The sequence below is a fragment of the Treponema sp. OMZ 805 genome, from assembly GCF_050937395.1.
Lineage (GTDB): Bacteria > Spirochaetota > Spirochaetia > Treponematales > Treponemataceae > Treponema.
Map to the genome: position 1 here is coordinate 1 of NZ_JACCLP010000005.1, position 26,573 is coordinate 26,573.

Below are 26,573 nucleotides of genomic sequence, written 5' to 3' on the forward strand. Positions count from 1 at the left end.
TTGTAATGATATACTGATAATCCTATGCTTTGTCAAGCAAAAGCTTAAATCTTTATCCGGCCTTTAAAGCTGCGCATCAGCGTCAGTTTATCGGTGTACTCCAAGTCGCCGCCGACCGGCAGTCCCGATGCAAGGCGGGTAACCTCGACGGGGAGATCGCGCAGTACCTTTTGGATATAAAGGGCGGTGGTATCCCCTTCGATTGTCGGATTGGTTGCAAGGATCACTTCTTTTACCGCCGTCCCGCTGCCGATGCGCTTAACGAGGCTTGCGATGCGGAGCTGTTCGGGGCCGATACCTTCAAGCGGGGCGATGACGCCGCCGAGTACGTGAAAAAGCCCGCGGTACTCGCCCATGCTCATCAGCGTATAGACATCCTGCGGTTGTTCCACGACACAGATACAGGAGCCGTCCCGCCCCGGATCGCTGCAGATAGAACACACATCCTGATCGGTAAAAGCGCCGCATACGGGGCACGGCTTAATGCTGTCGTGAAGTTTATAGAGGCTATCCGCCAGCCGGTGGGCATAGGGCGGCTCTTGTTTGAGGATATGATACGCGAGCCGTGCAGCGCTTTTTTTCCCGATACCCGGCAGGCGGCATAAATTATCGATAAGGTCTTCGAGCGCATTCATTATGACGGCATTCCTCCCGCAAGCGCGGCGAGCGGCCCCATCTTTTCCTTTAATGTATCCTTAATTTTTTCTATCGCATCGGTATGAGCGGATCGGATCAGGTCTTGTAACATCGGAATATCGCGGTTATCGACAGCGATGGGATCCAATTCGATTTTTACCATATCGAAGGTACCGCTGAGTGTTACTTTCACCAAGCCGCCGCCCGAAATGCCTTGCACGCGGAGCGCCGCCAACTCTTCTTGCATTTTCCCGAAATGAGCCTGCAAGTCTTTTGCATTTTTCATCAATTCAAAAGGATTTATATTCATTCTTCTTCCTCCGGTTCTTCTACAACCGCTTTTTTCTGTATGTCAACGATGCTGCCTTTGATATTACGCATGACCATCTCTACCCGCGCGGGGACGGCTACTTTTTGCGCTGTCTCTTCTTGGGCAAGCGTTATCTGTATTTTCAGCTCTTTGCCGTAGAGCTCCGCCGTTTTCCGGGTTAGGATATTTTTTTCCCGCTGCAGCTGCTGTACTTCAAAAGGCGTATGAACGGACATATACAGGATGCCGTCCCGTTCGTTCCAGTTGAGCGTTTTACCAACCGCCGCCGACAACATTCTATGTTCTATCAGCAAATGCTGAACGAGCGCCTCTTTAAGTTCGGCAATGCTTTTGATGCGGAGCGGCGGCGGGGGTTCCGCCGGAGATTGGCGTACCACCGAAGGCTGCGGCACTACCGAAGATTGATGTCCTGCTGCCGATGGACGAATCTGCTGTACCATTATTCCGGTTGCCGGATGTTGATTATAACCCGTCGGCGCATTGACGGGCATTCCGGCAGACTGCGTGCCTGCTGTTCCTACCGGAGCATTGACCGGTGTCCCGGTCGATGCGGTGTTTCCGTAAGCGCCGGCAGCCCTCAGCGAGGAGAAGCCGCCGGTCTTAAAAAAGGGGAGTCAGCCCCGCCTTTTTGCGGCGCCCCGCTGCCGGGCAACGCTCTGTTTGCCGCTTGAACCGCCGTTGGTACACCCGCGAGCAGCGCTTGAGCCGCATCAAAGGCCTCTTTCAGTTCCTTAGGGGAAACATAGTCGGAAAGCCACGCAAGGCGGGAAACTGTTAATTCCAGTTCATAGCGAGGATTAAGCGAGAAGCGGAGATCTCTGAAAAGCTGCAAAAAAAGATACAGCGCGCGCTCAAGCTGCTGCGCATCCCATCCCGTCAGTATCTCCTGCGGGAACCGCTCCGCACGCTGCCCGATCAACGCCTCTTTTGTGATGCCTTGTTGTATCAATAGAAGACTGCGGATATAGTTGGTGCAGTCTACCGTAAATTGCTCGGTGGAAACACCGTTCTGTAGAATGGTGTCAAGGGTGAGCAGCGCGGCGGCTGCATCCTTTTGAACGCAGGCTGTCAGCAAGGCGCCAATCGAATCGGTACCGGTTAAACCGAGTGTGCTCTGTATTTTTTCAAAGGTGATATGCCCGTCAGAAAAAGCAGCAACCTGATCGAACAGCGTATAGCAATCGCGCACGCTTCCGGTAGCCTCACGCGCAATCCAGTACAGCGCCTCGTCGTCAGCCTCGATATGCAGCTCCGCCGCCGCTTCCGCTAAAGCTTGTTTAAGCACTTCAACATCGACTAATTTAAAATTGAAGTGCTGACAGCGGCTTTTGATGGTCGCCGGAACCTTGTGCAGTTCGGTCGTTGCAAAAATAAAGATAACATACGGAGGAGGCTCTTCAATCGTTTTCAGCAACGCATTGAAAGCGCTCGTAGAAAGCATGTGCACTTCGTCGATAATGTAGATCTTGTACCGGCTGGTATTAGGCGGAAAGAGGATTTCGTCCTTGATTTGCCGCACATCATTGACGCTCGTATTCGAGGCGCCGTCTATCTCGATAACATCGATGCTTGACCCCGCTGTAATTTCGCGGCACGAGGTGCAAACTCCGCAGGGAGTAGCGACTGTTCCCGTTTCACAGTTAAGCGCCTTGGCTAAAATACGCGCCGAACTGGTTTTACCGCATCCACGCGGCCCCGAAAAAAGATACGCATGGGCTATTTTCCCTGCTTCAATGGATTTTTGCAGCGTCGCCGCAACAAAATCCTGCCCTAATAAATCTTCAAATCGCTGAGGCCTGCGCCGTGTCGCAGTTACTTGGTACTCCATCCGGGTATAGTATCATAAATTGCGGTTTGGATAAAGAGTATCCCTTTTGATTCAGAATATCTACAAGAGCCTGCTGGTCTATATAATTTTTTGTATTAAAATCCAAATAGAGGACGGGGTATTCTTGCCATGCATTCCTACCTTCTTGCAGAGCTTGTTTTTCTTCCGCCTTTTCAAGGTACAAGCCCTTGAATAGCTCTTTTGGCCCGCAAAAGTATGCCGCTAAAGTTGAAAGAAAAAGGCTTTTACCGAACCGGCGCGGGCGGCTGAGGAAAAAAGGACTGGATGATTGAATAAGATGCCAAATGAACGGTGTTTTATCAATGTAAAGGTAACCATCCTGCCGCAGCTTTTCAAAACTCTGTATACCGATCGGTAATTTGCAGGTCATGTTCATACCGGTATTATAGCAGGTTTTTTGATAAAGCAAACCGCCGTTCGAGGCTGGTTTTTATGCACTGCACAGGATGTGTAGCGATTTAGTCTTACGATAAGCAACCCTGATATTATAACGCTTTCAGGTACCGCAATATTTTTTGAGGATTGGCGTAGGCACGTTTTTGCAGACGCTCAAAAGCTTCTTTTGTTTCGGTTGCGGAACCGCTTAACAGTAAGGCGTTCCGCTCCCACAGGAACCAAAGATAATGCATCTCGGGATGAACATACAGTTGCTTACGTTCCAACTCAGCCTGTAGATCACTGCCAAGTTCAAGATGATTAGCTTCGCCCGACAGCCAAAACAACCCCGCATCGCAAAAACAAATCACAACCCGCCGGAAACCGCGCGCAGCCGCATCATCGTTGACAAAGTCTTTTACAATAAGCTGAATTGCTCCGAGCGATAAATCATATCCTTCCAAACGCAGCGCCTTCCTCAATGCAATAAGCTCTTCCCGCACCGATGCGCGTACTGCATCATTTTTCCCTGTTTGCAGCTGTTTACGCCATACAGCAAACTGCTGTTCATAATTTCGCTGCAAAGGGGTAGACGCAAGAAAATGTTCCGTTTCGGAAAGCAGTTTCCAATCGGATTGAAAGCTATCCCGGAGATTGTTAAAAAGTCTTGTTGTAAGTTTTTCCGGCATACGGTATGATGAAATCCTCTCACTATGAAAATATTGGTAACGGCAGACATCCATGCAAACCTAGAAGCACTAACCGCTGTGCTGGAAGCCGTAAAGGGGCAGTACGACGGTTTTATCTCGCTTGGCGATATGGTTGGCTACGGCCCCGATCCCGAAGCGTGCATTCAGCGCGTAAAAGAATTGAAAAAGCATACTCGCCCCTGCATCCTTCTTGCCGGCAATCACGAAGCAGGCTTACTCAAACGGCTTCCAAGCAGTTGGTTCGGCGAAAATGCCCGCCGTTCCCTAAAAAACACCGCGCCGCTTATTTCGTGGAAAACTCGATTCTTTTTGGCAGGCTTGCATCCTCTCTACTTTTTATCCGAAAAAACGCTGCTTGTACATGGGTCGCCGCTGGAACCCGCTACCGAATATCTGCGTGGCGGGTCGGAGACAACAATATCGCTCCAATATTTATATGCCGAAGGTTTCAAACTCTGCTTTTGCGGACATACACACCAAGCTGCCATTTACTACGCCGATCAGGGGGAATACGGAGCTTTATATCCTAAGCAGGAGCAAACAATACCGCTTGATAAAGATTGCTGCATTATCAATCCGGGCAGCGTGGGTTTTCCGCGCGTATTCGGCGGAACAGCAGACAGGGAGACAGAGCTTGCCGATAAAACACATTTCCCTGCATATTTCTTGCTATGGGATACTAAGGCTCACACAGTTACTTTTAAAGCGGCGCATTATGATGCCCGCCCTACCAATGAAAAAATACGCCAACGGCTGGGAACGGCGCTATTGTAAGTGAGAGCGTAAAAGTAATCGGATTGTTCTCTTCCCCCCTTCTTACAATGCTATGCCCCCACTCCGTTTTTTAAGCATACATCGTTGAGCTTACATTCGGCACAATCGGGATTCCGAGCTTTACAGACATATCTGCCGTGCAACAAAATCCAATGATGAGCGTCCGGCAAAAATTCTTTGGGCGTTACGCGCAATAAATCCTGCTCAACCTCAAGCGGGGTTGTTCCCTGCGAGAGGCCGATACGAGGCGCTGTACGCAAGATGTGCGTATCAACCGCTATTGTTGGCTCCCCGAAGCCTACATTCAGCACAACATTGGCCGTTTTCCGCCCGACACCCGGAAGGCTTTCCAATGCGGCGCGGTCATGTGGCACCTCCGAATGATAGCGGTCTATCAAAATCTTACTGAGCGAGATAATCCGCTTTGCTTTTGTCGGGTATAGATTGATGGAATTGATATAACCTTTCAGACCTTCTTCGCCAAGCGCAACCATTTGCTCAGGCGTATCAACCTTTTCAAAAAGAGGCGCGCTTGCCTTGTTTACCCCGATATCGGTTGCCTGTGCAGAAAGCACTACGGCAACCAGCAGCGTATAGACATTTTTCCAATGCAGCTCACTCCGCGGATCGGGATTTTCCTGCCGCAGCCGTTCATACACCGTGTGCACCGCATCGGCGGAAAGCAATCGTATCGTAGGATCCATAATCTCATTCAGCCTTTTTTAAGTAAGTGAAACCTCTAAAAACCATACCTGAATTTTTAGAGATGCCCTAAGCTACGAGTATTTATGCAGCCTGTCAACCCTAAGGAAATACTGATTAAATGCGCTCCTCGCTTTAATCAACACTTTCCTGATACCGGTGCTTGATCCGTGCGGCGAGGGTAATCCCTCAACACTTGCATCAGGGGTATGTTGATTAAAAAAGAAAAAGCGGTGATACTGTTGCGCATGTTGTATTCTGTATATTGCATTGTTGAACTTGTGATGCTGGCACTAGGGTTGATGTGTTTCGTAGCCTTGTATTTTATTCCCGCGGGATACGGAAAGTTAATCGATAAAAAATGGGGCTTCAGTTTTAACAATAAAGCTGCGTGGATGCTGATGGAGTGTCCGACTCTTATCGTTATGATCTCGTTACTGTGTACGCTTGACTATGCACACAAACCGGTGCGGATAGTGCTGGTATCTTTTTTCCTTGCCCACTACATTCAACGCACACTGATTTTCCCGATGCTGCTTAAAGGGAACAGCAAAATGCCACTCAGCATAGTATCTATGGGGATGCTCTTTAATACGATCAATGCTCTTTTAATCGGTTTATGGATTTTTTATTTTTCTCCTGCAGAAATGTATAGCGTGCGCTGGTTTGCCGATCCCCGTTTTATCATTGGCGCTGTATTGTTTTGTGCCGGTATGTTTATCAATATACAATCCGACTCCTATATCCGTTCTCTCAGAGCAAACGGAGACAGCAAGCACTACTATCCGTGTAAGGGGATGTACCGCTATGTTACCAGCGCAAACTACTTCGGTGAATTAGTGGAATGGCTCGGCTTCGCCGTTTTAACATGGTCATCCGCCGGTTTCCTGTTTTTATTTTGGACGGCTTGTAACTTAGTACCGCGGTCTCATGCCTTGTATAAAAAATATGCACAAGACTTCCCCGACGAATTTGCCCGCTATAAACCGAAGCGTATCATCCCCTTTGTATATTAGAGGAACCTGCTTCGTAGGCGAATATATCGCGGGCATCCTCTGCTGAATACGATTCCGTTTCATCACTCGTGTGGTCGTCGTACCATACTTGCGCATAAAACGGAATGTGTTTTGCAAGCTCTCCGAAATTCCACGGCGGTACGCTGCAGCATTCGGGACACCAATGCCCTGTTTTAAGCACCAAATACGGCGTCGCCGAAAAATGATGACCATTATGGCACTGCCATTGCAGCGGACGGTACATATCGCCGCGGGTCATCGTTGTACTGTTGCACTTGCCGCCCCGGAAAGCCGCTGCCTGCTGCATATCTTCAATATCAAGTTCATCCGGCTTCTTTGTTTCATCATAACCGTGATTTAAAAGCATATTGTTTGCTGCAAGCAATGCTTCGTCTTTTAATGCCGCGTAATCTAACTCAGCACCGGTTTCAGGGTTTTGATTTTTGCACAATAACGGAAATTTTTTCCAGCTGCGCGGGATTGCATTATATGCATCCAGCGATCCGAAAAAGGCATCAACTCTTTTTTTGAGGTTGTGCGTAACCCAGAAGACCGGAGCATTATTTGTTTTCAGCAGCGGCATAATCGAAAAACGCTGAACAAGGCGCGGGAACGGTTTTCCCAATTTAAAATACCATAATTTTTTTTCAAGCTTTGAAAAAAACGCTTCAAACCCCTCATGCTGGAAATCAAGATAGCTGTTTAATATATGAGAATCGGCAAACCACATACAATGGAAATTGCGGCTTGCATTCCATTCAGGGCGGAAAATTTCCTCGGCGCTCCGTCCCATCATTTTAAAACCGCGGTCAAGCGTTTCAAAGCCGGTAACACGGGCATCCTTGCCGTTTCCAATATTGTATACCTTTTTCCAAAAATCAGACCTGAGCGTTCCGTTTGTATCTTTTTCAACGAGATTTTTCAAAAGCAGACCGGAGGTACGCGCCGTTGCCCATTCTATCGGCGTATTCCAGCACGTATGAAACATCAACCCGTCATTCATATTATTGAAAAGCACTTCGTCATATAAGATACCGCTTTGCCGAAGCGAAACCCAGCATAAAGGGGATTCAATAACCGCACGCTCAGCCTTTACTTTGCTTGCCGCATACATATCAAATGCACTCGGCAGAAGCGGATCGCCGACTCGTCCCCACGGGTGTTTGAATGTTCTATTACCGTATTCCGCAACGGTGCCTATGTAAACGAATTTGGTCTTTTCGATTTGTCCGTTTTCTACCACAGCATTAAGCAGATTTTGAGTCCCCAGCCAATTCGTACGGAATGCAGCATCATGATTGTGGTCGGCTGCCGGAGGAATAATCGCTGCGCAGTGAAGCACATAATCTGCATCTTTTACGCCGGCAAGGCAGTCTTCGTAGTTTTGTATATCACCGAACAACACTTCAATGTTTTCGTTTTTTTGAAGCTTTTTTGCCAGCTTTATATTCGCCTTTTTAGGTCGTAATAGAACACGGCACCGGAATGCTCCCGTTTGAGCAATCTGTTTTAATGCTTCGGATCCCATCGTTCCGGACACACCGGTAATAAAAATAATTTTCATATATTTCTCCGCAATCGCAGATATGCAACAATAAATGCGACGGTAGTTAAACTCCAAGATACAGGAAACGCCCACACGATTACTTCAATCGAAGGATACAGCGGTACGACACACCATATCCACAGAATACGGAACACACATATTCCAAGCAAGGTAATAATCATCGGTTTAAATGTTTCGCCGATTCCGTACATTGCTGCAGACAAAATCTCCGAAAATACGAATACCGTATAAAAGGGAGCCATCAGATGCATTAACCGTTCAGCAATGGTAAGAATACCATAATCTTCGGCGCTGATAAAGAGCTTTCCCAATGGCACACACCATAAATACAAGATCGCACTCAATATTCCGATAATGGCAGTACTCATCAATAAACCGGTACGAACCCCCGTACTTACCCTGTCATATTTTTTCGCACCATAGTTTTGTGCAACAAACGTAGAAACAGAGGTTACCATTGCTTCAAGTGAAATCCAAATCAGAAAATCCAATTTACCACATAACGCCCATGCCGCAATGTTTTCCGTACCGGTAGCATTTACCCGCGCTTGAATGATCATATTTGCAACTGGAAAAAGTATTGACTGCAACCCTATCGGAATACCCAGTTTTGTGATAGCTGCAACTACAGTACCGTATACTTTAAACTTTGAAATATACAACGGACACAAGCTACTTTTTTTTGAAAGTGTAACAAAAAGAATTGATGCACTGCATAATTGTGCAAGCACGGTTGCGAAAGCTGCCCCGCCGATCCCCCACTTGAACACACCGATAAATACAATGTCGAGTATAACATTTATTCCGCTTGAAATCACCAATGCATAAAACGGCGTTTGCGCATTTCCCATTGCCCGTAAAATTCCTGCAGCAATATTATAAAAGAGCGAGATTAACATCCCGCCGAAGTATATCCTGGCATAGATTAGTGTTGCATTAAAAATATCGGAAGGAACGCCCATCATTACCAATAATGCAGGAGCCAATAAAACACCGATAGTAGATAAAACCGTTCCGACAATAAACGTGAGTACTAATGCCGTATGCATTGTCTTTGACAGATCATTGTACTTTTTTGCTCCATAGAGCTGTGGAATTAAAATTGAAGAACCGGCCGACAGTCCGCTGAACAAATTAACGGGTAATCTTAATAGGCTAAAAATAGAATCGATTGCGGCAAGGCCTTCTTTGCCGGTAAAACGCCCGACAATCACCGCATCAGCTGTCGTATATAAATGCTGAAAAAAATTCCCCACCAAAATCGGTACGGTAAATATAATCAGCGTTTTCCAGATAATTCCTTCCGTCAGATCACTATTTCTTTGTTCGACTATCATTTTATTTCCTTAAAAAAATATAATGGTCAACAGACCGGTTAAAATAGACCTAACGAGGCTGGCATGAAATACGGGAAACAACAGGGCATCTTTAAAAAACTGAGGTTTTTAGAGGTTCCTAACAAGAAGTTAAATATTATAAAAAGAATGAGACTAGGCGGATTCGAACCGCCGGCCTTCAGATCCGGAATCTGACGCTCTATCCAGCTGAGCTATAGTCCCAAAGGCTGTTTTATAGTACACAAGACGGTATCGGGTGTCAAGCCCTTAATTTCTTCTTGTTTAAAATAAAAATATGGCGTTTTGAAAATAGTAGTACCGGATACAAGCCGTATACCAAACCGCAATGTCTCAGTTTTTATTCTTGTGCAAACGGATCATATTTCATTGTTTAACAGCGTTTTTCTAAAGTATGCAACCGTGCCTGCTCCGACACCTGCTTGCCGCCGCCGCTTAATTAACCTACAGGCTATCTTTATTACGATGCGTTCCATAGTAATACGCCGCGGATCAGACCCCATTGCGTCAAATTCGGCGATTTTGGTGTCGCCGACTGCGCGGCGGATTATTTCGGTACCGGCAAAGCCGTAGGCATCGGCACGTATTTCAGTAAGCCTCCGCCGGATATACCGTTCGTTGTAGAGCGGGTCGCTCAATGGGACGGTTTTACACCGTTCCAGCGCTTTTGCGGTAAAAAGCTGCGGCAGGGTTTCGATTGCGGCGGCTATCCGTTCGGTAAAATCATCGGCAGCACGGGGCTGAGGTACGGGTGATTGCAGCTCTCCCTGCGCATAGAATTTTTCGTCGCAGCAGGCGCCACGGGTAAAAGCGACATACATCCATGCACAATAAAGGTGTGCGATAATATTACCGAGGTCGTATCCGATTGGGCCGTAAAAAGCGAATTCGGGATCGATAATTTTCATACACGGCTCGGTTGTTCCATTCTTATCGATGGCAGTGCCGGTATTATTTCCGATAAAAATGGAGCCGGTGTGTAAATCCCCGTGGATAAGAGCCTCCGCCTTATTCATAAATGTTTCCCGCAGCGAAGCGGCCTCGGCTTTAAGCGCTTCGTCATTGTACAGCGTTTTTTGAATAAAGGCCTCGTTCCCGGGCGTAATACGGTTGCGGTTTTTTCCGTTGCAGTACGGCTCGGAAAAAACCAGCGTTTCGGAAATTGCGCACAGTTCGGGATTAATAAACGCTTTTACCCGCTCCTTCTTTTCCTCCGGAGATACAAATAGATCACTTGTCCCAAAAACCGCATCGGCCAAAAAGGATGCTGCGTTTTCTGCGAAGTTCGCCGGAAGCGGACGCCCCGCCATCAATTCCTTCCGTAGATTACCGCAATAGGAAATATCTTCCATGCAGATAGCGCTCATGGTATCGTCGTAGGCGTAAATACGGGGAATAAACTGCGGGGTAAGGTCGGCGTAAATACGGAGCGCATCCGCCTCTCTTTTGCTGCGGGTAATGTCGAGCGGACGCCCCGATGAGCGGAGCAGCCGGTCTGCCTGTTTTACAATAATACTTTTTCCGCTTGTACGGGAACACACACGGAATACATAGTTGATATTCCCGTCTCCGATTTCTTCCGCATCGAGCGGTTCATCGGCGGGAAATAGCTTGAGTTTTTCAACAAGGTATGTCTTTACGGTTTCCGTATCAAGTAAGTAATGTTCTGCCATAGTTGTATGTATGTCCTTAAAATGTACCGATCGAACAAAATATGATTTGTATCGGCAGCCGCAGTTAAACCGCCTTATGTCCTAAAGAGCCGGTAGAACAGCACGATCATCAAAAAGAGAAGATAGCGGAATACGTAAAATACTTTAAAGGGATTGCGCAACAGCTGCGGCCAAAACTCATGCCCTTTCCGAAATGCAGCATCGGAAATGCGTTTTTTACGTTTTGCAAAGATGTCGATGATATCGTTATTGTGGATAAAGATGCTTGCAGGTAATTCGGCTTTATTCCGGTAAATCCATCGAACGCCGCCGGGAACACCGTTTCCGGCAATCAATAGCGCAGGATGGGCTTTGACAATCGACAGGATAATATCCGGCTCCATATTCTTGCGGTAAAAACCGTTAAAGCGGCCGACAATACCGATACCCGGAAAGGTTACGTGCACGTTGCGCTCGGCGTCCAACAAATTTTGCGCCCGTCCGCCGAGGATGTAGAGCGTTTTATAGTGAGAATCAATGATGTTCAAGATTCTGATAATCATATCAAAGGAATCACGCCTGATCGGTACGGGAAGTTTGAGAAACTGCGCCGCTTTTAATAAACTTTTTGAAAGAGGAAGACAGAGCGCCGCTTGTTCAAGCATTGCGCGGAATTCCGCATCGCGCCGAGCCCTGAGCAAATCCCAGATCGTAATGAAGACAATCTGCTGAGGTTCTCCTTTACCCGCCATATCCATTATGGTTTGTTCAATATCTTCGTCAGGGAGAATATCGATGGGAATTGTCAAGAGTCTTATACGGGTAATTGCCATTGGTCAGCCTCGTTTATAGTAGTTTGTGCCGCTGCGATTGCATACAGTGCGGCGGTTTCTGCACGTAATACATTTGTTTTAAAATGAACGGTTTGGAATGCCGCTTCACGGAGCACCGCCGCTTCCGCAGGGCTTATCCCTCCTTCCGCCCCGATAGCCAGCACAATATGGGAAGGTTTTTTTGCAAGCAGTTGGTGAAATCCGACGGACGCTCCTGCGGCTTCGCTGCACTGAGCGAATACGGTACGAGCAGCCGGAACGAGCGTTTTTAAGGTATTGAGCGCTTGGGCAAGCGGAACCGGTTCCATAACGACGGTATTGACCGGAGAACCGGATTGCTGCCGCGCTTCTTTGATGATTCGCCTGAACCGTTCCAGCTGCGCAGGGTTTTGTTTTTTTGCAACGGAAAATTCTCCAATCACCGGTAAAACGGCACGAACGCCCGCTTCCGTTGCCTGCCGGATAATCGCATCGGTCTTGGAACCTTTGAGTACCCATTGCAGCAAGATGAACTCGGCAGCAGGCGCGGCAGGAGAAGCGGGTATGATGTATCGATTCGGCGGTTGATTGTCTGTACCGAACGACGCTGTTTGCCGCTTTAACCGCAGCGTTTTCTTTGCGGTATTTATCGAATCGATTACCATATCGGCAGCGCCGCTTTGGGGTAGCAGCGCCGGTAGGATATCGCCTTCCCGCATACGCCGTACTTTTACCAAATAGGCAAAAGCCTTGCCGCTCAACGTGAGTATACCGTTACTGTCCGGCTCTTGCTCGATAATAAATTGCTTCATCGCTTCGTAATACCGATTTATGAAGCCTTCTTCAACTCGGCAATAGCCTTTTCTTGCGCCGCTTCTTCCTGCATTTGACGTACGGTTTTACTGTTTTTGAGCAGCTGCGGCAAAGTTCCGCTTTTAAGAATTTTGACAGCCTCTTGCAGCGGCGCATCATATTCAATATCAGCTGCCGGCGCGGTATGCGTTCTATTGTATTCCTGCCGAATCAAGATACGGAGCAATTCTTTGTTTAAGGAATATTCTTTTGCGAGCGATTCCGCATATCGGGTAATCTGCGTAGCGGTTAAATCCTTGTTTTTCTTTACATAGTTTGAAATTTTTTCATCTTTGAAGAGCTTTTCAAGGTTCTTTTCATCATCTGCCGATAACGGCGGGAACAACACCGCTTCTTTGTCCGGTTTAATACCGGTTTTGTCGATATTGGCATCGCTCGGCGTATAATAACGCGAAATGGTCATTTTAAAGGAATCTTTTTGCGTTAAATCGAAGATTTGCTGCACGGAACCCTTTCCATAACTGGTTTCTCCGACGAGGTACGCGCGCTTATAATCCTTTAAGGCGCCTGCCAATATTTCTGAAGCGCTTGCCGAACCTTTATTGATGAGCACGACAAGCGGCACATTTGCAAACACCGCATCTATCGCAGCGTTGGTGTTAAACTCAAGATTTTGCTGCGGAATACGCGACTTTGTCGAAACGATCAAGCCTTCTTTGATAAACAAACTTGCCGTATCGACTGCTGCGGTGATAAGCCCACCCGGATTATTCCGCAGATCGAGCACTAACTTGGTTACCCCTTCCGCTTGCAGACTTTCCATTGCTTCCCGTATACGGCGGCTGCTGTTGGGATTAAACTCTATCAGGCGGATATAGCCGATATCCTTATCAAGTTTCATGTATTTAATGGTCGGCACTTCAATCCGTGCCCGCACCAGCTTAGCCGGAAATTCCATATTCTTTCCCCGCCGGACGGTTACCGTAACGGATGAGCCGATTTTTCCGCGGAGCTTTGCAACAACATCCGCCGTCGTCATCTCGATAACGGATTCGCCTTCGATTTCGGTGATGAGGTCTTCCGCCTGAATACCGGCTTTCCACGCAGGGGTTCCTTCGAGGGCGGAAGCAACTTCAATATAGGCTGGACGTTCGGATGTTGAAACGGCCGGCTTGGTAAAAGTGATGCCTATGCCGCCGAAGTAGCCGGTTGTCGTATCCTGCAGCCCGACACCGGTTAAACTGCCGTTGTCGATATACATGGTATACGGATCCTTGAGCGCATTGAGCATTCCTTCCGCTGCGCCCTGAAAGAGCACCTCAGGTTTTACCTCATCAACATAATAACGCTGGAGCGCCTCATTTAAGTATTGCAGGTATTGCATATACGGTATCGTACTTTGCCCCTGCTCTTGCTGAGATTGCGCAAAGACGGACGGCGCATACGATACGGTAGAAATGAGAATAACGGAGAATAAACAGGTAATTATCCAAATTTTTCGAGGTTTCATAGAAAATATTTTCTATTATATTGGAAAATTGTCAAGCCTTTTACCGAGGTTTACCGGGGTTCCTATAATTTTCTTGCGGATTCTTTTTCTCTGTGTTATAATTAATCACAACAGTTCGACAACGGAGTTACCAAACTGCTGCTCGTATCTTTAAACCAAAGCTTGTTTTAGAGATGCGTCTGAATTTGCCGTAAAACATATTTTTTTATTGATGTTTGCGGTAAATTTGTCTAAAAACATCGATCTTATGTCGAAAGGAATTGGCGGAAATGAAAGAAGTTAATATATTACCCCCCCCCCCCAATTAATTGATAATTGGCAATGCATCATTAAGAATAGAAGCCCTCCATCTAATAAGTAATTAAGAATTCATAATTAAGAATTATGAATTATATAGCAGGAGGCATACAATGAAAAAGCGTTTTTCGATTCGCTACAAACTCATCATCATTTTCGGTTTTCTTATTGTGGCAGCTTTAACGATAGAAAGCGTACTTGCCGTTCATACAGCACGAAAAGCTGTAATAGAAAAAATTGAAGCACATCTGCTGGATAAGGTGCATGATACGGCTGAAATACTGGACGGTAAGGTTGAGCAGTGGTTTCAATTGCTTGAAGGTATTGCCCAGATGCCGACATTGCAAAGTGATGAAGTATCATATTTTGAAAAAGCAGTATTGTTAAAAGACCTCGCCGATAAAGATGCCGCTTTTCAGATACTTAATATTGTCACTCAAAACGGAATCGGTTATTTAGCTAACGGGCGAACAAGCGATATTTCTTCAACGGCTTGGTTTAAAGCCTATCGTGGGAAACCTTTAATGTGCGAACCTTTTGTATCTCTTATCAACGGTAAAATAGTTATCATTATTGCTGTTCCGATTTATGATGATAATAATCAAGCACGCAATATACTCGCAGCAACAATCGACGGATTTGCGATGTATGATGCCATAAAAGATATCGTTATCGGACAAACCGGTAATTGTACTATGATAGGGGATACGGGAATAATCATCGCTGATCAAGATACGGAATTGATTGCAAATCAGTTTAATCCAATAGAAGAAGCTACAAAAAATCCGGTCTTTACTTCTCTTGCAGCATTTTTGCAAACAGCGCTTGAAGCAAAAGATTCTGCAATCGGATACTATGAATACAAAAATGTACACAAAATAGCAGCGCACGCTATAATGAAAACGACCGGATGGACAGTGATTGTCAATGCACCTGCAGAAGAATTTATGGGGGATGTCAATACATTGCGCGGTACTATGCTCATTATAGGGCTTATCATTTTACTGGCGGCAATTGTTATTGTATATATTATCGCTCGCGCAATGGTAAAGCCGGTACAGACTGCTGTTAATGCCTTAAAAAATATTGCACAGGGGGAAGGAGATTTAACGGTACGGTTGCCTGTAATCGGTAATGATGAGGTAACTGATCTATCCGAATATTTTAACGAAACAATTGCTAAAATCGGCGCTTCAATACAAGCGGTTGAAACAAATAGTAACGAAATGGAAGAAATCGGCGCAGAGCTTGCTTCCAATATGACGGAAACAGCCAGCGCAGTAAATGAAATCAGCGCTAACATCGACGGGGTTAAGCAGCAGACGATGACCCAAGCAACAAGTGTTACCGAAACGGCGGCTACTATCGAAGAGATTGTCCGCACGATAAAGCAGTTGAATAACAGTATCGAAACACAAGCGACAAGTGTTGCACAATCTTCTTCTTCCGTAGAAGAAATGGTAGCGAATATCGCCTCTATCGGACAGACACTCGGCAAGACCGATGACGTAATTAAAAACTTGACAAGCGCAACCGGAGACGGCAAAGCGACGCTGGTAACATCCAACACCGTCACACAGAAGATTGCAGAAGAGTCAGGCTCGCTGATGGAAGCAAGCAGCGTTATTCAACATATTGCGTCGCAGACAAACTTACTCGCGATGAATGCTGCGATTGAAGCGGCTCACGCCGGTGAGGCAGGCAAGGGCTTTGCCGTCGTTGCGGATGAAATCCGCAAACTTGCCGAAGATTCTGCAATGCAAGGAAAAACCATCACCGCAACGCTGAAAACATTATCCGGTGAAATTGAAACGCTTTCTGCATCTTCAAAAACGGTAGAAGAAAAGTTCAATGCAATTTTCACCCTTGCCGAACAGGTTAAGGAGATGAGCGCCTTACTAACTAAATCGATGAAAGAACAAGAAAACGGCAGTAAAGAAGTATTAACAGCTATCAAAAATATCAACATGGTAACGGTGGAGGTTCAAAGCGGTTCGGAAGAGATGCTGAAAGGTGGCGAGAGCGTTGCACAAGAAATGTGCAAATTAGACAATCTTAGCCGCATTATCACCGACAGTATGAACGAAATGGCCTCCGGTGCAGTGCAAATTAACAATGCGATACAAGAAGTCAATGAGATTACGCAGAAAAATAAACGGAGTATTGAAAGCTTGGCAGAGGAAGTAGGAAAATTTAAAGTCAACTAGACAATATGTTGTACCAACCGGTTTGTAAAAACGAGGATTGAGCGACAAGATGGATAATGATAGCATTACTCGTATGAGGTATTACCAAGCAACACCGAAAACCGTACTTGCCGTTGGTTACAGAAAGCAGACTGCCCCTTACTGCTTAATGGAATAACAGCCGCCTTCTTCTGCCACAAAACCTTCGCGGATGAGTCCTTCAAGCGCTTTATCGAAGAGGAGTTTTTCCGTCTGAGTATTGCCGTACAGCTCTGCATATCCTTGGTTATTGTGCGCCGTAAGAGTTCTGATTACTGCGCCGCGCGCTTGCCGTACCGACCCTTCAAATTTGGACTGTTTGGTATAATGCCTGCTTTTTCTGTTCGGATTGACGGTTTTCTTTTTTAATTCCACGCCGTAGTCCATCAGCGCGTAGTACCAAAGCCGCGGATTTTCTGTATACAGCGACGCTTCGATATGCGGGAATATTTCTTTATCGCTGATATCTGCCCTATCCTTAAAAAAGAAAAAGATAAACACCGCGCGGATATTTGTTTCGATAAATGCGTTAGGTTTATTGTAGGCAAATGTCGAAATCGCGGCAGCTGTGTAGGGACCGATACCCGAAAGCGTTTGAAGCGTTTTAGAAGTGTCGGGAACAACTCCGCCGTATTCGCTTGCAATGGTTTGGGCGCACTGGTGTAAAAAACGCGCACGGCGGTTGTACCCAAGACCTACCCATTGCTCAAGCACCTGCACGAGGGAGGCGGCCGCAAGGTCTTGCACCGTGGGGAACACTTCCAACCAGCGGTTATATTTTTCCACCACCCGTTCGGTCTGCGTTTGCTGCAGCATAAATTCGGACACAAGGATGGAATACGGATCGTTTGTCGTGCGCCACGGAAAAGACCTGCCGTGTGCAGCATAGTAATCTAAAATCGCTTTTTGAAAATCGGTGTAATCGGGATGAGGTGGTGCTTCAAGAATACTCATCTGTCTGCTTTCCGAACAATGAGCGAACGCCGTAAAAGCTCGTCTATGATAAGCCCTACAATGACATCCGGCGTATAATGCTCCGTATCGATCAGCATATCGGCAAAGGCATAATCGGTATTGTCGATATTGTACAATTCTTTGTATCGGCGGGTGTCGTCGCTGTCCCGCATCGCGGTAAACTCTTTGATATGCTCAAGGCTTCCACCCTCCCGTTGAAAAATGCGTCCCGCGCGTACTTCTTCGGAGGCATAAAGATACACTTTTAAATCCGCCTCTTTCAGCATCCAAATCGCAAGGCGGGAACCCAATACGCACGATGATTTCAACGCCTGCTCAACTTGGCGGCTATCGACAATACGGTCAAAGCTGAAATCCGTTTTCGCTTGCTCAATGACTTTTTTTAACGGCATACCCAATTCTTTTGCGAGATTCCTAAAGGTATAATTGATGCATGGAATACCCAACGTGTCGGCCAACAAAGTAGAGACCGTTGTGTTGCCGCAGCCGGAAGCACCTGAAATTGCAATGCGCAGCTCTTTTTTTGCAGGAATGGCGTAGTTGTTTTTCATCAATAGTCTCTCTCTTAGTATCCCTTATTCGATATTGTGAGCCTGCTCACGGATATTTTCCAGAGCATCCTTAGCGGAGATTACCGCCTGTCCGATTTCCGTCAGCTGATTTTTGGAGCCGATGGTGTTGATCTCCCGATTGATTTCCTGACACAGGAAATCAATTCTCCGTCCGGGAGTTTCGTTTTCTGCAATTTCTTTTTCTAAAGCCGCGATATGCGCTTTTGCCCGTATGATTTCTTCGTTGATTGTATACTTAACGAGCAGCGCCGCGACTTCCTGCATAACGCGCTGTTGATCCGGTTCACGCTCCATAAGGTCGGAAAATTTCTTTTTCAGCATTGCAGAAAAAAGCTCTTCCATTTTAGCGGCGTGCCGTTCAATCTCCGCAACCGAGCCGGAAAGTACGGCAAGCATTTTCCGTATATCGGCGGATAACGCCTTACCTTCTTCAACCCTGCACGTATTGAACTTTTCAATCAACTCATCGAGGAGGGGGATAAGGGCTTTTTGCCAAAGCCCCTCATCAAAACTTTTATCAATCTGCAGCACGCCCTCTTGCCGTAAAATCAGCTCAAGTGTGATTTGATTTTCCATTCCAAGCGCATGGGCAATATCGGCGATGGATTTATAGTAAGTCTGTGCAAGCGGTATATTGGGCAGAATAGGCTGCTCGTTGTGTACTTTCTTTAAGCGCAGATAAAAATCGACCTTGCCCCGTATAATCCGCTTGGAAAAATATGTGCGTAAAAACGGTTCAAGCCGAGCCATTGTAGAGGGAACATTGATGTTGAGATCCAAAAATCGGGAGTTATAACTTTTCAGTTCGCAGGAAATATCGGTACCGTTCACAACGCCGTCAAGATAGGCATAACTCGTCATGCTTTTCATACGTGTGCCTTTGCGAGTAAGTCGTTATAAACGGCGCGGCCGAGCTTCCAATTGTCGCCTGCCCCAACGGTGATGAACAAATCGTTCGGGCGCAGCTCGTGTTCTACAAAATCCTTTGCATCCATAATCTCTTCAAAATAATGAATTCGTTTATGCCGCTTTTTCATTTGTTCGTACAAAGTCCTGCCGTTTGTCGAACCGTTGTATTTTTCCCGTGCGGAAGCGTATATCTTATGCAGGATAACCGTATCGGCGTAGGAAAAAGCATTTGCAAATTCCGGAAGCAGCGCTGCGGTGCGCGAATAGGTATGCGACATAAAGTCCGCGATGATGCGCCGTTTGGGATAAAACTCGTGGATGCCCTTGAGCGTTTTATAAATTGCGGTGGGGTGGTGTCCGTAATCGTCCATAAACAGGATGCCGTTTACTTCGCCTAAAATTTCGCTGCGCCGTTTTGCCCCCTTAAATGAAGCAAGACTGTTTCTGATTGCGGTGAGATCGGCGGCGGTAACCTCATTTCGCTCCTGTTTGATAAGCCCGATTACCAGCGCGATTGCGGCAGTTGCATTGAGGACGCTGTGCTCTCCCGGAATACCGATGCGGAATTCTCCGCCGAAGCCGCGCAGAGAAAAGACCGACTGCCCGTTTTTGATACCGAGAGTTTTAATCCCGTAGTCGCCGTGCGCTGTTTTGCCGTAAGGGGTTAAGACAAGATCGGGACGGGAAGAAAACGTGAGCTTTGCTGCCTCCCGCGCTCCTGCATCGTCTGAGCAATAAATCAATTCGTTGAACTGAGGCAGGCGGTCGATGTACTGTAAGAAGGCAGTCAATATGTCTTCGTATTGAGGATAGTAATCTTGATGATCGCTTTCGATGCTGGTAAGTACGATTTTTTGAGGATGAAAAAACAAAAAGTTGCGTTTATATTCGCAGGTTTCGGCGACAAAATACTTTGAACCGTTGATAACCGTGCATCCGCCGCCGAAGTTGGACACGGCGCTCCCCGCCAATACTGAGGCGCTCAAGTTTAAATCCTTTAACAACGTTCCTGCAATACCGGTAGTTGTCGTTTTGCCGTGCACGCCTGCGATACCTGCCGAATAACTGTGTTGAGAAAAAGCGCCCAACGCTTCGGGATAGCTCATACGCGGGATATTTTTTTCCACAGCGGCATATAGCTCAGGGTTTTTGTCAGGCGCGTACGCCGTTGAATATATGATAAGCTTGGTGGAAGCGGGAATGTTTGAAGGCGCAAAAGGAGTGCTGACCGGTATGTTCAGCTTACGCAGCAACGCATCGGTATAAAATTCATCGCTGACATCACTGCCGCTCAGAATCGCGCCCCGCGAAACAAGCAGCTCCGCTAAGGCCGCCATGCCGGTTCCTTTAATACCGATCATGTGTATATGATAACCGGAGAGATTTTCCGGCAAACGGGTTGTAATCATAGGCGCTATAGTAAATCAAAATTGCATTTTAAACAAGAATATAAATTGCAAGAGGTATTGACCAAAAGCGCCGTGTAACAGTTTTCTTAAATGCTTGACAAGAGCATTTTCAACGTGTAGGCTATAAAACAAAGTTGGTGTTACTATTCTAAAGGAAGATACCGTTTATCGATACACGACGGAGCTTCCCTCAAAATTTTATCAATAAGGATGCATTATGAAAAACGCAGTGATTAAAGGGGCGAGCTATACGTTAGCGCACAGCCCCGATCTGTTAAAACGGAACGGTTCAACTCAGACCGCAGCGATTGCAAAAGATCCTGCCGATCCCTATATTGCCGCAATTCCGTCTCATTTAAGAACCTTTGAGCAGGCTGTGCAATATCCGCCCAATCAGGTGTATATCGGAAATAAAAAGCCTGAAGATTTGCCCGGCATCCCCGAGCCGTGGTTTAAGTGCACCGAGAAAGCCGACCGCTTTGGGCCGTTCGGCGAAATTGCAACGCAAAAAGAACTTTACATCTTGATGAAGTATGCCGATGTCTTTGAACTGGTATACTTAACCGAAGAATTTACTGCCGAAGCGGCAACGATTATTCAAAATCATCCGCTCATGAAGGATAAGGCGATTGCGTTGGGAGAAGCCCATTCCAAGGCCGATATCGAAAAATTGGTGCAATCGCATACGGCGGAAGGCTTGTACGACAATGACGTGCTGGTCGGCTGTGTCAAGCAAGCGCACGACACCGACCCGAACTTGAGCGCCCATACGATGCTCGAAAACCTTGTTACCAAGGGAAGCGGTATTTTAACCGCGTGGCACCTCGCAGAACTTGAAGGTATCAATGCAGCGGACATCGATTATATTATCGAGTGTTCCGAGGAAGCTGCGGGCGATGTAAACCAGCGCGGAGGCGGCAACATCGCAAAGTCCGTCGGCGAAAAAGCGGGATGCGTTCATGCAACCGGCTGCGATATCCGCGGGTTCTGCGCAGCGCCGGTACACGCATTGGTGAATGCCGCTGCGCTCGTGCGGTCGGGTATCTTTAAAACCGTTATGGTTGTCGCCGGAGGTTCCGTGCCCAAGCTCGGTATGAACGGTAAGGATCACGTTAAAAAAGAGATGCCGCTCCTTGAAGATATGGTGGGCGGTTTCGCCGTTTTAATTACGGAAGACGACGGCGTAAACCCCATTATCAATACCGATGTGATCGGTAAACATACGATTTCTTCCGGTTCTTCTCCGCAGGCGGTTATGACAGCGCTCATCTATGATCCGCTCAACGCAGCTGGGATGAAGATTACCGATGTCGAAAAGTTCGCTGCGGAGTTGCAGAACCACGAGATCACCGCCCCTGCGGGCGCCGGAAATGTGCCGGAAGCAAACACAAAGATGATCGCGGCGCTTGCGGTTATGAAAGGACAGCTCGAACGCGCAAAAATTGCAGAATTTGTAAAGCAATACGGCGTGGAAGGATTCGCACCTACACAGGGACACATTCCCTCCGGTGTTCCCTTTATCGGCCATGCACGGCGAGATATGCTCGCAGGCAGTCTGCACCGTGCGATGATTATCGGAAAGGGCAGCTTGTTCCTCGGCCGTTTGACAAACCTTTTTGACGGTTTAAGCCTTTTAATCGAGGCGAACAACGGCAAGGAAAGTTCCGGTGCTGCGGGCGGCGCCGGTGAAGCGGAAATTAAAAAGATTGTAGCCGATGCTATGCGCGATGTCGCTGCCCGTATTTTAGCGGAGGACGGAGCAAAATGAGCAGTACAAAACAACAACTGGCCGATGCCTTCAGCCTGATGGCGAAGGGACTGGAAACCGGCGCCTTTGCGGAAGCCTTTCCGGTCGGCTTAACCGTCCCCGGCAGCGAGCACGGAGAAGCGGAGCTTATCCGCGCGGCAAAGCTGGCAGCCCATGCCAATCCCGGATTGGATATTGTGCTGATCGGCGGCCCGAAAACCGAGGGGTTCCGCTGGTATGAAGCGCCGACGCTGGAAGACGCGCATCATAAAATGGAAGAATTGTTTAAAACGGGCGAAATAAAAGCCGCGGTGACGATGCACTACACTTTCCCACTCGGCGTTACGACAATCGGAAAGGTAGTAACGCCCGGCTTCGGCAAAGAGATGTTTATTGCGTCCACTACCGGCGCTTCCGATGCCGACCGGTATAAGGCAATGCTGTTAAACACCTTTGCAGGGATTGCCGTTGCAAAGGCAAACGGCGTTGAAAATCCGACGGTCGGGCTTTTAAACATCGACGGCGTTGCGACAATTGAAAAAGCATTGCTAAAACTGCAAAAAGCGGGCTATCCGATACGCTTCACCGAATCGCACCGCGCCGACGGCGGGGTACGCATGCGTGGAAACGATTTGCTGCAAGGCACGCCCGATGTGATGGTCTGCGATACCTTAACCGGCAATGTGTTGATGAAGCTGTTCAGCTCTTTCTTAACGGGGGGGAGCTACGAAGCCTCCGGTTCCGGTTACGGCCCCTGCGCCGGTAAAGATATGACCGATGTTGTCGCGATTGTTTCCCGCGCATCGGGCGCTCCGGTTATCGCCGCAGCCTTGGCGTATTCTGCGCGCAGCGCGCAGGCAAACCTACAAGCGCTGTGCCGTGCCGAGATACAAGCCGCCGAAAAAGCGGGGCTGCAAGCCATACTCGACTCGTTCGGCGCCGTAAAAGAAGCAAGCGCGGAGACAGTCGCGGCGCCGCCTAAAAAAGCTGTTACGGAAGAAATCCACGGCATCGACGTTATCGATATAGAAAATGCCTGCAAGACGCTCTGGAAAGAGAACATCTATGCGGAAGCGGGTATGGGCTGTACCGGCCCCGTCATCCTGCTCGCCGGCGAAGACGCCGAACAAGCCCGTAAGATTTTAACCGCAGCGAACTATATCTAAAAAGAATTACTGTAGGAGACCTCTAAAAACTGCAAGTGCCGCGGCTTGTTTTATAAGGAAATTCATTTCCTTGTCTGCTGCGGCCTGCAAAGCAAGTTTTTAGAGGTCTTCCTTAAACATCTATATTATTATAAAGAGAAGCTATCTGATATGCTTCGTAGAATGAACAGTTTTAACGTACAGCGCACAAAAATACTTTATAAACGGACGACATAACACTGCATACGACAGGAGATGCCCATGAACTACATTGCGTTTTTCAGTTTTGTATTTTTTACATCGATTACTCCGGGGCCGAATAATATTTCAGCAATGATGTATTCGAGTAAATACGGATTTCGTAAAGGAGTTCTCTTTGTTTTCGGCTGTTTGATCGGCTTTCTGTGCCTTATGTTGTGTTGCGCTGTTTTTTCTTCTATTCTCTATGAAACAATTCCTGCAATTAAACCCTTCTTCTTAACGGTGGGAGCGCTGTATATGATTTATCTTGCATGGATTGTATGGAGAAATAAACCGCATAGCGGAAAAACGCCGATGAAGAGTACGCATATCGTATTACATGGGGCATTGCAGCAGTTTATCAATATTAAAGTTATTATCTATGCTATCACTGTATGGACTACCTTTATTTTACCGCATTATAACACATTGAGTGCGCTTATCGGATGGTATATCTTTCTATCATGCTTCGGTCCAATATGCGCGTTCTGTTGGGTGATAGTAGGTACATCATTCGACAAACTTTTGGGTAAGTACGGCATCGTAGTCAACGCCGTTATGGTGCTCGGCTTATTATATTGTGCCGCAGCCATGGTGTTCGATATATTTCGGTAAGGATTAGCTATTGTATATATTTTGAAAATAATCGGCTGATATATATGCAATCATACGCTGTACGGTGGGAGAACAATTTATCGGTTGTAAATGAACATTGGGATGCATGTTTCTAAACACTCTAAAAACTTCATCGGCGAATGCTTGACCTATTTCAGTTACCCCTTGAAAATCCAAAACAACTTCTAAAAATTTATCAAATCTTGTAATAAGTCTTTTTGCTTGTGAACGGGATAGTAGTAGTTCGCCTTCATATTCCATAAGTTTTACCGGTATACGGGTTTTATAAAAACCGGGCTGTTTATCCGGGTCTGCATACTCATTAAAAACATCCGAAATATTTAAATGTGAGTTTTTTGCTATTACCATCGAAACCGCAGTACCTGATACGGAATCAGGATTTTCAAGCAGCCAGTCATTTTCATGATGACCACTAAAAAATAATCCGCCGGATAAGATCATAAACTTATCACATAGACGGGAACTAAAAAAAATACCTTCACCGCTGTGTCTTTCAGGATCCGATGTAAATTTTCCCTTTGCAAGTTCCAAAATAGCATATTTCGGATCTTCAAGACCGAGGGCTTTTTGAATTTTATTAAAGATACCGACTCCGTTATCACGAATCAAGATTGCAATATTTAAAGCGTTTAAGTCTACTTCCACATTCATTATATCTGCGTTTGAGTGATCAATAACATTATTCACCATTTCGGTAAAGCAATATTGAACAATTCGTTGAACATTTTCTTGTACATCAGATAAAAGAGGCAAAATATCCTTTCGTAAAATTATATCTTCTTCGAGCTTATCTTTAAGTTTATATGTAAAAGAATATTTCTTTGTAACCAAAGAATAATCAGGGTATCGGCCTTTTCTGTTCATTTCAATAATATTTTCTAAAATAAGCTGATTTAAAAACTTTGCTACCGTCGGTTTTGATATACCGAAATGATTCATAGTAAAAGTAACAATATCGTTTTTATGAGAAGGTAGTTGCTCTATTATAAAAGTTTGTATAGCTTTTTCTATCTCTTTAGTAAACTTCATATTCAATATTCACCTCTAATAGCAAATATAAATCGTTTTTTAATAAATGTAAACTATTGACATACCCAAAAAAGTACGCCTACTCATTTCACCCTGATCCTATAATCACAGGCTAATTCGGTAAGCAACGCAGCTCAGCCGTTGTGCCTCATTCCTACGATATAGGTTCACTTTACTCGCTTTTGACGGTAGCGGTTATCTTCCTTCTGTGCAAAATTTTTTCAGAAACAGGATAAACGCATCAGACAGCTAAAAACATATCGCAAAATAAGCGGCTGGAGCAGCATTTGAACCGCACAGCGGTGAAATTCTGCTGATACAGCCGCTTATTTTGCGGGGTAATACACCAAACTGTCTGATGCGTTTACCCTGTTGAAGCTCGCTTGACCTTTTAATAAAATAAACTTATTATTACTGCTATGGGTTTCCTGACGAGTCAACAGGTTAATAGGTATTACGATTTTTTCCAAAAAGCGGAAATAACTTTTACAAAAGAAGTTATTCAAGCAATGAATCTTAATGCGCAGCAATCATCAATACGCTGTGTTGGCGCCGAAGGAGGACCGTGGCCGTGCGTCATCAACTCTTCTTCGATGATAGGAGCAAAGGTAATCGTACCGCAGCATTGCGGAATATATGAAAAAATATGCGAAGGTTCTACGGCGGTTTCTCTGTGGTTTTCCTTTTCTCAAACAAATGGGAAAAGTGATCTTTCGTTCTTTGTTTCAGGGAAAGTGGTAAGCTGCACACCATATACGGTAACCCCCGATTTACTCCTGCTTAATATCGAATATACACAACGCGCTCCCGACGACTTAATTGAAAAGCTGGGGCTCCTTGTCGATGCAAAAGCAAATACAACTAAGCGCGGAGATGAACGTATCGAGTTAAACGCGGAGGCGATGCGGAAACTGTCGCTGACAAAAAAAGAAACAATTGTTTACATCGAAAACATTCCTAGGCGTTGCATCGTGCGAGATATTTCGTTTTCCGGCGCAAAGTTTATTATGGCAGGGATTGCTCCGTTTCTGCTCAATAAAGACTGTGTGCTGAAGTTCGACTTTGATGATCCTACCGTCATTGTCGGATTGCGCGGTAAAATTATCAGAGCAGAGTTGGTAGAAAAACGGAAAGACCTGATTGCAGTTGCGATGACGTATACTCCCTCGACGGTGCCGCTTGCTTATAAAATACGATTAACTCAATACTTTAACCAACAACGTAAAACCTATCTCTAATGAGGTTTATCAGTACAAACAAACCGTCGTAACCCAATAGGATCAATAC

Annotated in this window: 23 protein-coding genes, 1 tRNA gene and 2 pseudogenes; 7 read left to right on the forward strand and 19 right to left on the reverse strand. The window is 46.3% G+C overall.

Translation table 11 applies throughout. The features are described 5' to 3' along the window. Positions 1 to 44: 44 nt before the first annotated feature. The 6 genes and pseudogenes from recR to HGH47_RS05450 all read right to left on the reverse strand — a co-directional run bounded on the left by recR (position 45) and on the right by HGH47_RS05450 (position 3,880). Positions 45 to 635 (reverse strand): recombination mediator RecR, encoded by a 591-nt coding sequence (recR, locus tag HGH47_RS05425; protein ID WP_253676311.1) that lies wholly within the window; start codon positions 633 to 635, stop codon positions 45 to 47. Continuing rightward, positions 635 to 946, reverse strand: a complete 312-nt coding sequence (locus HGH47_RS05430) for a YbaB/EbfC family nucleoid-associated protein (protein ID WP_212566150.1) — start codon at positions 944 to 946, stop codon at positions 635 to 637. Before HGH47_RS05430 ends, recR begins: the two co-directional genes overlap by 1 nt. Continuing rightward, positions 943 to 1,458: a DNA polymerase III subunit gamma/tau gene (locus HGH47_RS05435; RefSeq protein ID WP_212566149.1), complete on the reverse strand. Its 516-nt coding sequence runs from the start codon at positions 1,456 to 1,458 to the stop codon at positions 943 to 945. The genes HGH47_RS05430 and HGH47_RS05435 overlap by 4 nt, the downstream gene beginning before the upstream one ends. Before the next feature lie 202 nt (positions 1,459 to 1,660). Next, positions 1,661 to 2,795, reverse strand: a pseudogene (gene dnaX / locus HGH47_RS05440) (DNA polymerase III subunit gamma/tau); the annotation flags it as partial. Positions 2,796 to 2,844: 49 nt separating this feature from the next. Continuing rightward, positions 2,845 to 3,192: pseudogene (locus HGH47_RS05445) on the reverse strand (AAA family ATPase); the annotation flags it as partial. A gap of 109 nt (positions 3,193 to 3,301) precedes the next feature. Further along, positions 3,302 to 3,880, reverse strand: a complete 579-nt coding sequence (locus tag HGH47_RS05450) for a hypothetical protein (protein WP_253676308.1) — start codon at positions 3,878 to 3,880, stop codon at positions 3,302 to 3,304. Positions 3,881 to 3,904: 24 nt separating this feature from the next. Between HGH47_RS05450 and HGH47_RS05455 the strand changes: the two genes are divergently transcribed. Continuing rightward, positions 3,905 to 4,675 (forward strand): metallophosphoesterase family protein, encoded by a 771-nt coding sequence (locus HGH47_RS05455; RefSeq protein ID WP_432910873.1) that lies wholly within the window; start codon positions 3,905 to 3,907, stop codon positions 4,673 to 4,675. 50 nt (positions 4,676 to 4,725) lie between these two features. Here HGH47_RS05455 and nth read toward each other — a convergent pair whose 3' ends face one another. Continuing rightward, positions 4,726 to 5,367, reverse strand: a complete 642-nt coding sequence (gene nth / locus HGH47_RS05460; protein ID WP_432911026.1) for an endonuclease III — start codon at positions 5,365 to 5,367, stop codon at positions 4,726 to 4,728. Between the two features lie 258 nt (positions 5,368 to 5,625). On the opposite strand from nth, the gene HGH47_RS05465 reads away from it, so the two are divergent. Then, on the forward strand, positions 5,626 to 6,393 hold the full coding sequence (locus tag HGH47_RS05465; RefSeq protein WP_432911029.1) for a DUF1295 domain-containing protein: 768 nt from the start codon (positions 5,626 to 5,628) through the stop codon (positions 6,391 to 6,393). Here the strand turns inward: HGH47_RS05465 and HGH47_RS05470 are convergent. From HGH47_RS05470 to HGH47_RS05500, 7 genes are all read right to left on the reverse strand, one after another. After that, the gene (locus HGH47_RS05470; RefSeq protein ID WP_432910875.1) at positions 6,374 to 7,957 is read right to left on the reverse strand and encodes an NAD-dependent epimerase/dehydratase family protein; all 1,584 of its coding nucleotides are present in this window, start codon (positions 7,955 to 7,957) and stop codon (positions 6,374 to 6,376) included. The two genes, HGH47_RS05465 and HGH47_RS05470, sit on opposite strands and share 20 nt — an antisense overlap. Further along, complete coding sequence (locus tag HGH47_RS05475; RefSeq protein ID WP_432910877.1) at positions 7,954 to 9,297, reverse strand: MATE family efflux transporter; 1,344 nt, start codon at positions 9,295 to 9,297, stop codon at positions 7,954 to 7,956. Before HGH47_RS05475 ends, HGH47_RS05470 begins: the two co-directional genes overlap by 4 nt. 148 nt (positions 9,298 to 9,445) lie before the next feature. Next, positions 9,446 to 9,519: transfer RNA gene (locus tag HGH47_RS05480), tRNA-Arg, on the reverse strand. A gap of 155 nt (positions 9,520 to 9,674) precedes the next feature. Beyond that, positions 9,675 to 10,988: an S-methyl-5-thioribose kinase gene (mtnK, locus tag HGH47_RS05485; protein ID WP_212566142.1), complete on the reverse strand. Its 1,314-nt coding sequence runs from the start codon at positions 10,986 to 10,988 to the stop codon at positions 9,675 to 9,677. Positions 10,989 to 11,062: 74 nt separating this feature from the next. Then, a complete protein-coding gene (locus tag HGH47_RS05490) occupies positions 11,063 to 11,800 on the reverse strand; it encodes a WecB/TagA/CpsF family glycosyltransferase (RefSeq protein ID WP_212566141.1) in 738 nt (245 codons plus the stop codon). After that, complete coding sequence (locus HGH47_RS05495) at positions 11,782 to 12,591, reverse strand: RsmE family RNA methyltransferase (RefSeq protein ID WP_212566140.1); 810 nt, start codon at positions 12,589 to 12,591, stop codon at positions 11,782 to 11,784. The genes HGH47_RS05490 and HGH47_RS05495 overlap by 19 nt, the downstream gene beginning before the upstream one ends. Before the next feature lie 17 nt (positions 12,592 to 12,608). Then, positions 12,609 to 14,102 carry a S41 family peptidase gene (locus HGH47_RS05500; RefSeq protein ID WP_432910882.1) on the reverse strand — a complete coding sequence of 498 codons (1,494 nt, stop codon included), beginning with the start codon at positions 14,100 to 14,102 and terminating at the stop codon, positions 12,609 to 12,611. Between the two features lie 410 nt (positions 14,103 to 14,512). Between HGH47_RS05500 and HGH47_RS05505 the strand changes: the two genes are divergently transcribed. Then, on the forward strand, positions 14,513 to 16,606 hold the full coding sequence (locus HGH47_RS05505; RefSeq protein ID WP_212566139.1) for a methyl-accepting chemotaxis protein: 2,094 nt from the start codon (positions 14,513 to 14,515) through the stop codon (positions 16,604 to 16,606). A gap of 138 nt (positions 16,607 to 16,744) precedes the next feature. Here HGH47_RS05505 and HGH47_RS05510 read toward each other — a convergent pair whose 3' ends face one another. Genes HGH47_RS05510 through murC form a run of 4 tightly spaced genes read right to left on the reverse strand, consistent with a single transcriptional unit; the run spans position 16,745 to position 20,489 of the window. Further along, entirely contained in the window at positions 16,745 to 17,578 is an 834-nt protein-coding gene (locus HGH47_RS05510; protein ID WP_212566138.1) for an A/G-specific adenine glycosylase, read from the reverse strand. Continuing rightward, a complete protein-coding gene (gene cmk / locus HGH47_RS05515; RefSeq protein ID WP_212566137.1) occupies positions 17,575 to 18,150 on the reverse strand; it encodes a (d)CMP kinase in 576 nt (191 codons plus the stop codon). Before cmk ends, HGH47_RS05510 begins: the two co-directional genes overlap by 4 nt. Positions 18,151 to 18,174: 24 nt before the next feature. Next, positions 18,175 to 19,041, reverse strand: a complete 867-nt coding sequence (locus HGH47_RS05520; protein WP_212566136.1) for a YicC/YloC family endoribonuclease — start codon at positions 19,039 to 19,041, stop codon at positions 18,175 to 18,177. Continuing rightward, entirely contained in the window at positions 19,038 to 20,489 is a 1,452-nt protein-coding gene (gene murC / locus HGH47_RS05525; protein WP_212566135.1) for a UDP-N-acetylmuramate--L-alanine ligase, read from the reverse strand. Before murC ends, HGH47_RS05520 begins: the two co-directional genes overlap by 4 nt. A 217-nt stretch (positions 20,490 to 20,706) precedes the next feature. Between murC and grdC the strand changes: the two genes are divergently transcribed. The 3 genes from grdC to HGH47_RS05540 all read left to right on the forward strand — a co-directional run bounded on the left by grdC (position 20,707) and on the right by HGH47_RS05540 (position 24,236). Then, positions 20,707 to 22,257 (forward strand): glycine/sarcosine/betaine reductase complex component C subunit beta, encoded by a 1,551-nt coding sequence (gene grdC / locus HGH47_RS05530; protein ID WP_212566134.1) that lies wholly within the window; start codon positions 20,707 to 20,709, stop codon positions 22,255 to 22,257. Then, positions 22,254 to 23,402, forward strand: a complete 1,149-nt coding sequence (gene grdD / locus HGH47_RS05535) for a glycine/sarcosine/betaine reductase complex component C subunit alpha (protein ID WP_212566133.1) — start codon at positions 22,254 to 22,256, stop codon at positions 23,400 to 23,402. Before grdC ends, grdD begins: the two co-directional genes overlap by 4 nt. 240 nt (positions 23,403 to 23,642) lie before the next feature. Then, a complete protein-coding gene (locus tag HGH47_RS05540) occupies positions 23,643 to 24,236 on the forward strand; it encodes a LysE family transporter (RefSeq protein WP_212566132.1) in 594 nt (197 codons plus the stop codon). A 3-nt stretch (positions 24,237 to 24,239) separates the two neighbouring features. Here HGH47_RS05540 and HGH47_RS05545 read toward each other — a convergent pair whose 3' ends face one another. Then, a complete protein-coding gene (locus HGH47_RS05545; protein WP_212566131.1) occupies positions 24,240 to 25,286 on the reverse strand; it encodes an STAS-like domain-containing protein in 1,047 nt (348 codons plus the stop codon). Between the two features lie 419 nt (positions 25,287 to 25,705). Here HGH47_RS05545 and HGH47_RS05550 point away from each other — a divergent pair, with 419 nt between their 5' ends. Next, the gene (locus HGH47_RS05550) at positions 25,706 to 26,524 is read left to right on the forward strand and encodes a PilZ domain-containing protein (RefSeq protein WP_212566130.1); all 819 of its coding nucleotides are present in this window, start codon (positions 25,706 to 25,708) and stop codon (positions 26,522 to 26,524) included. Positions 26,525 to 26,573 lie beyond the last annotated feature (49 nt).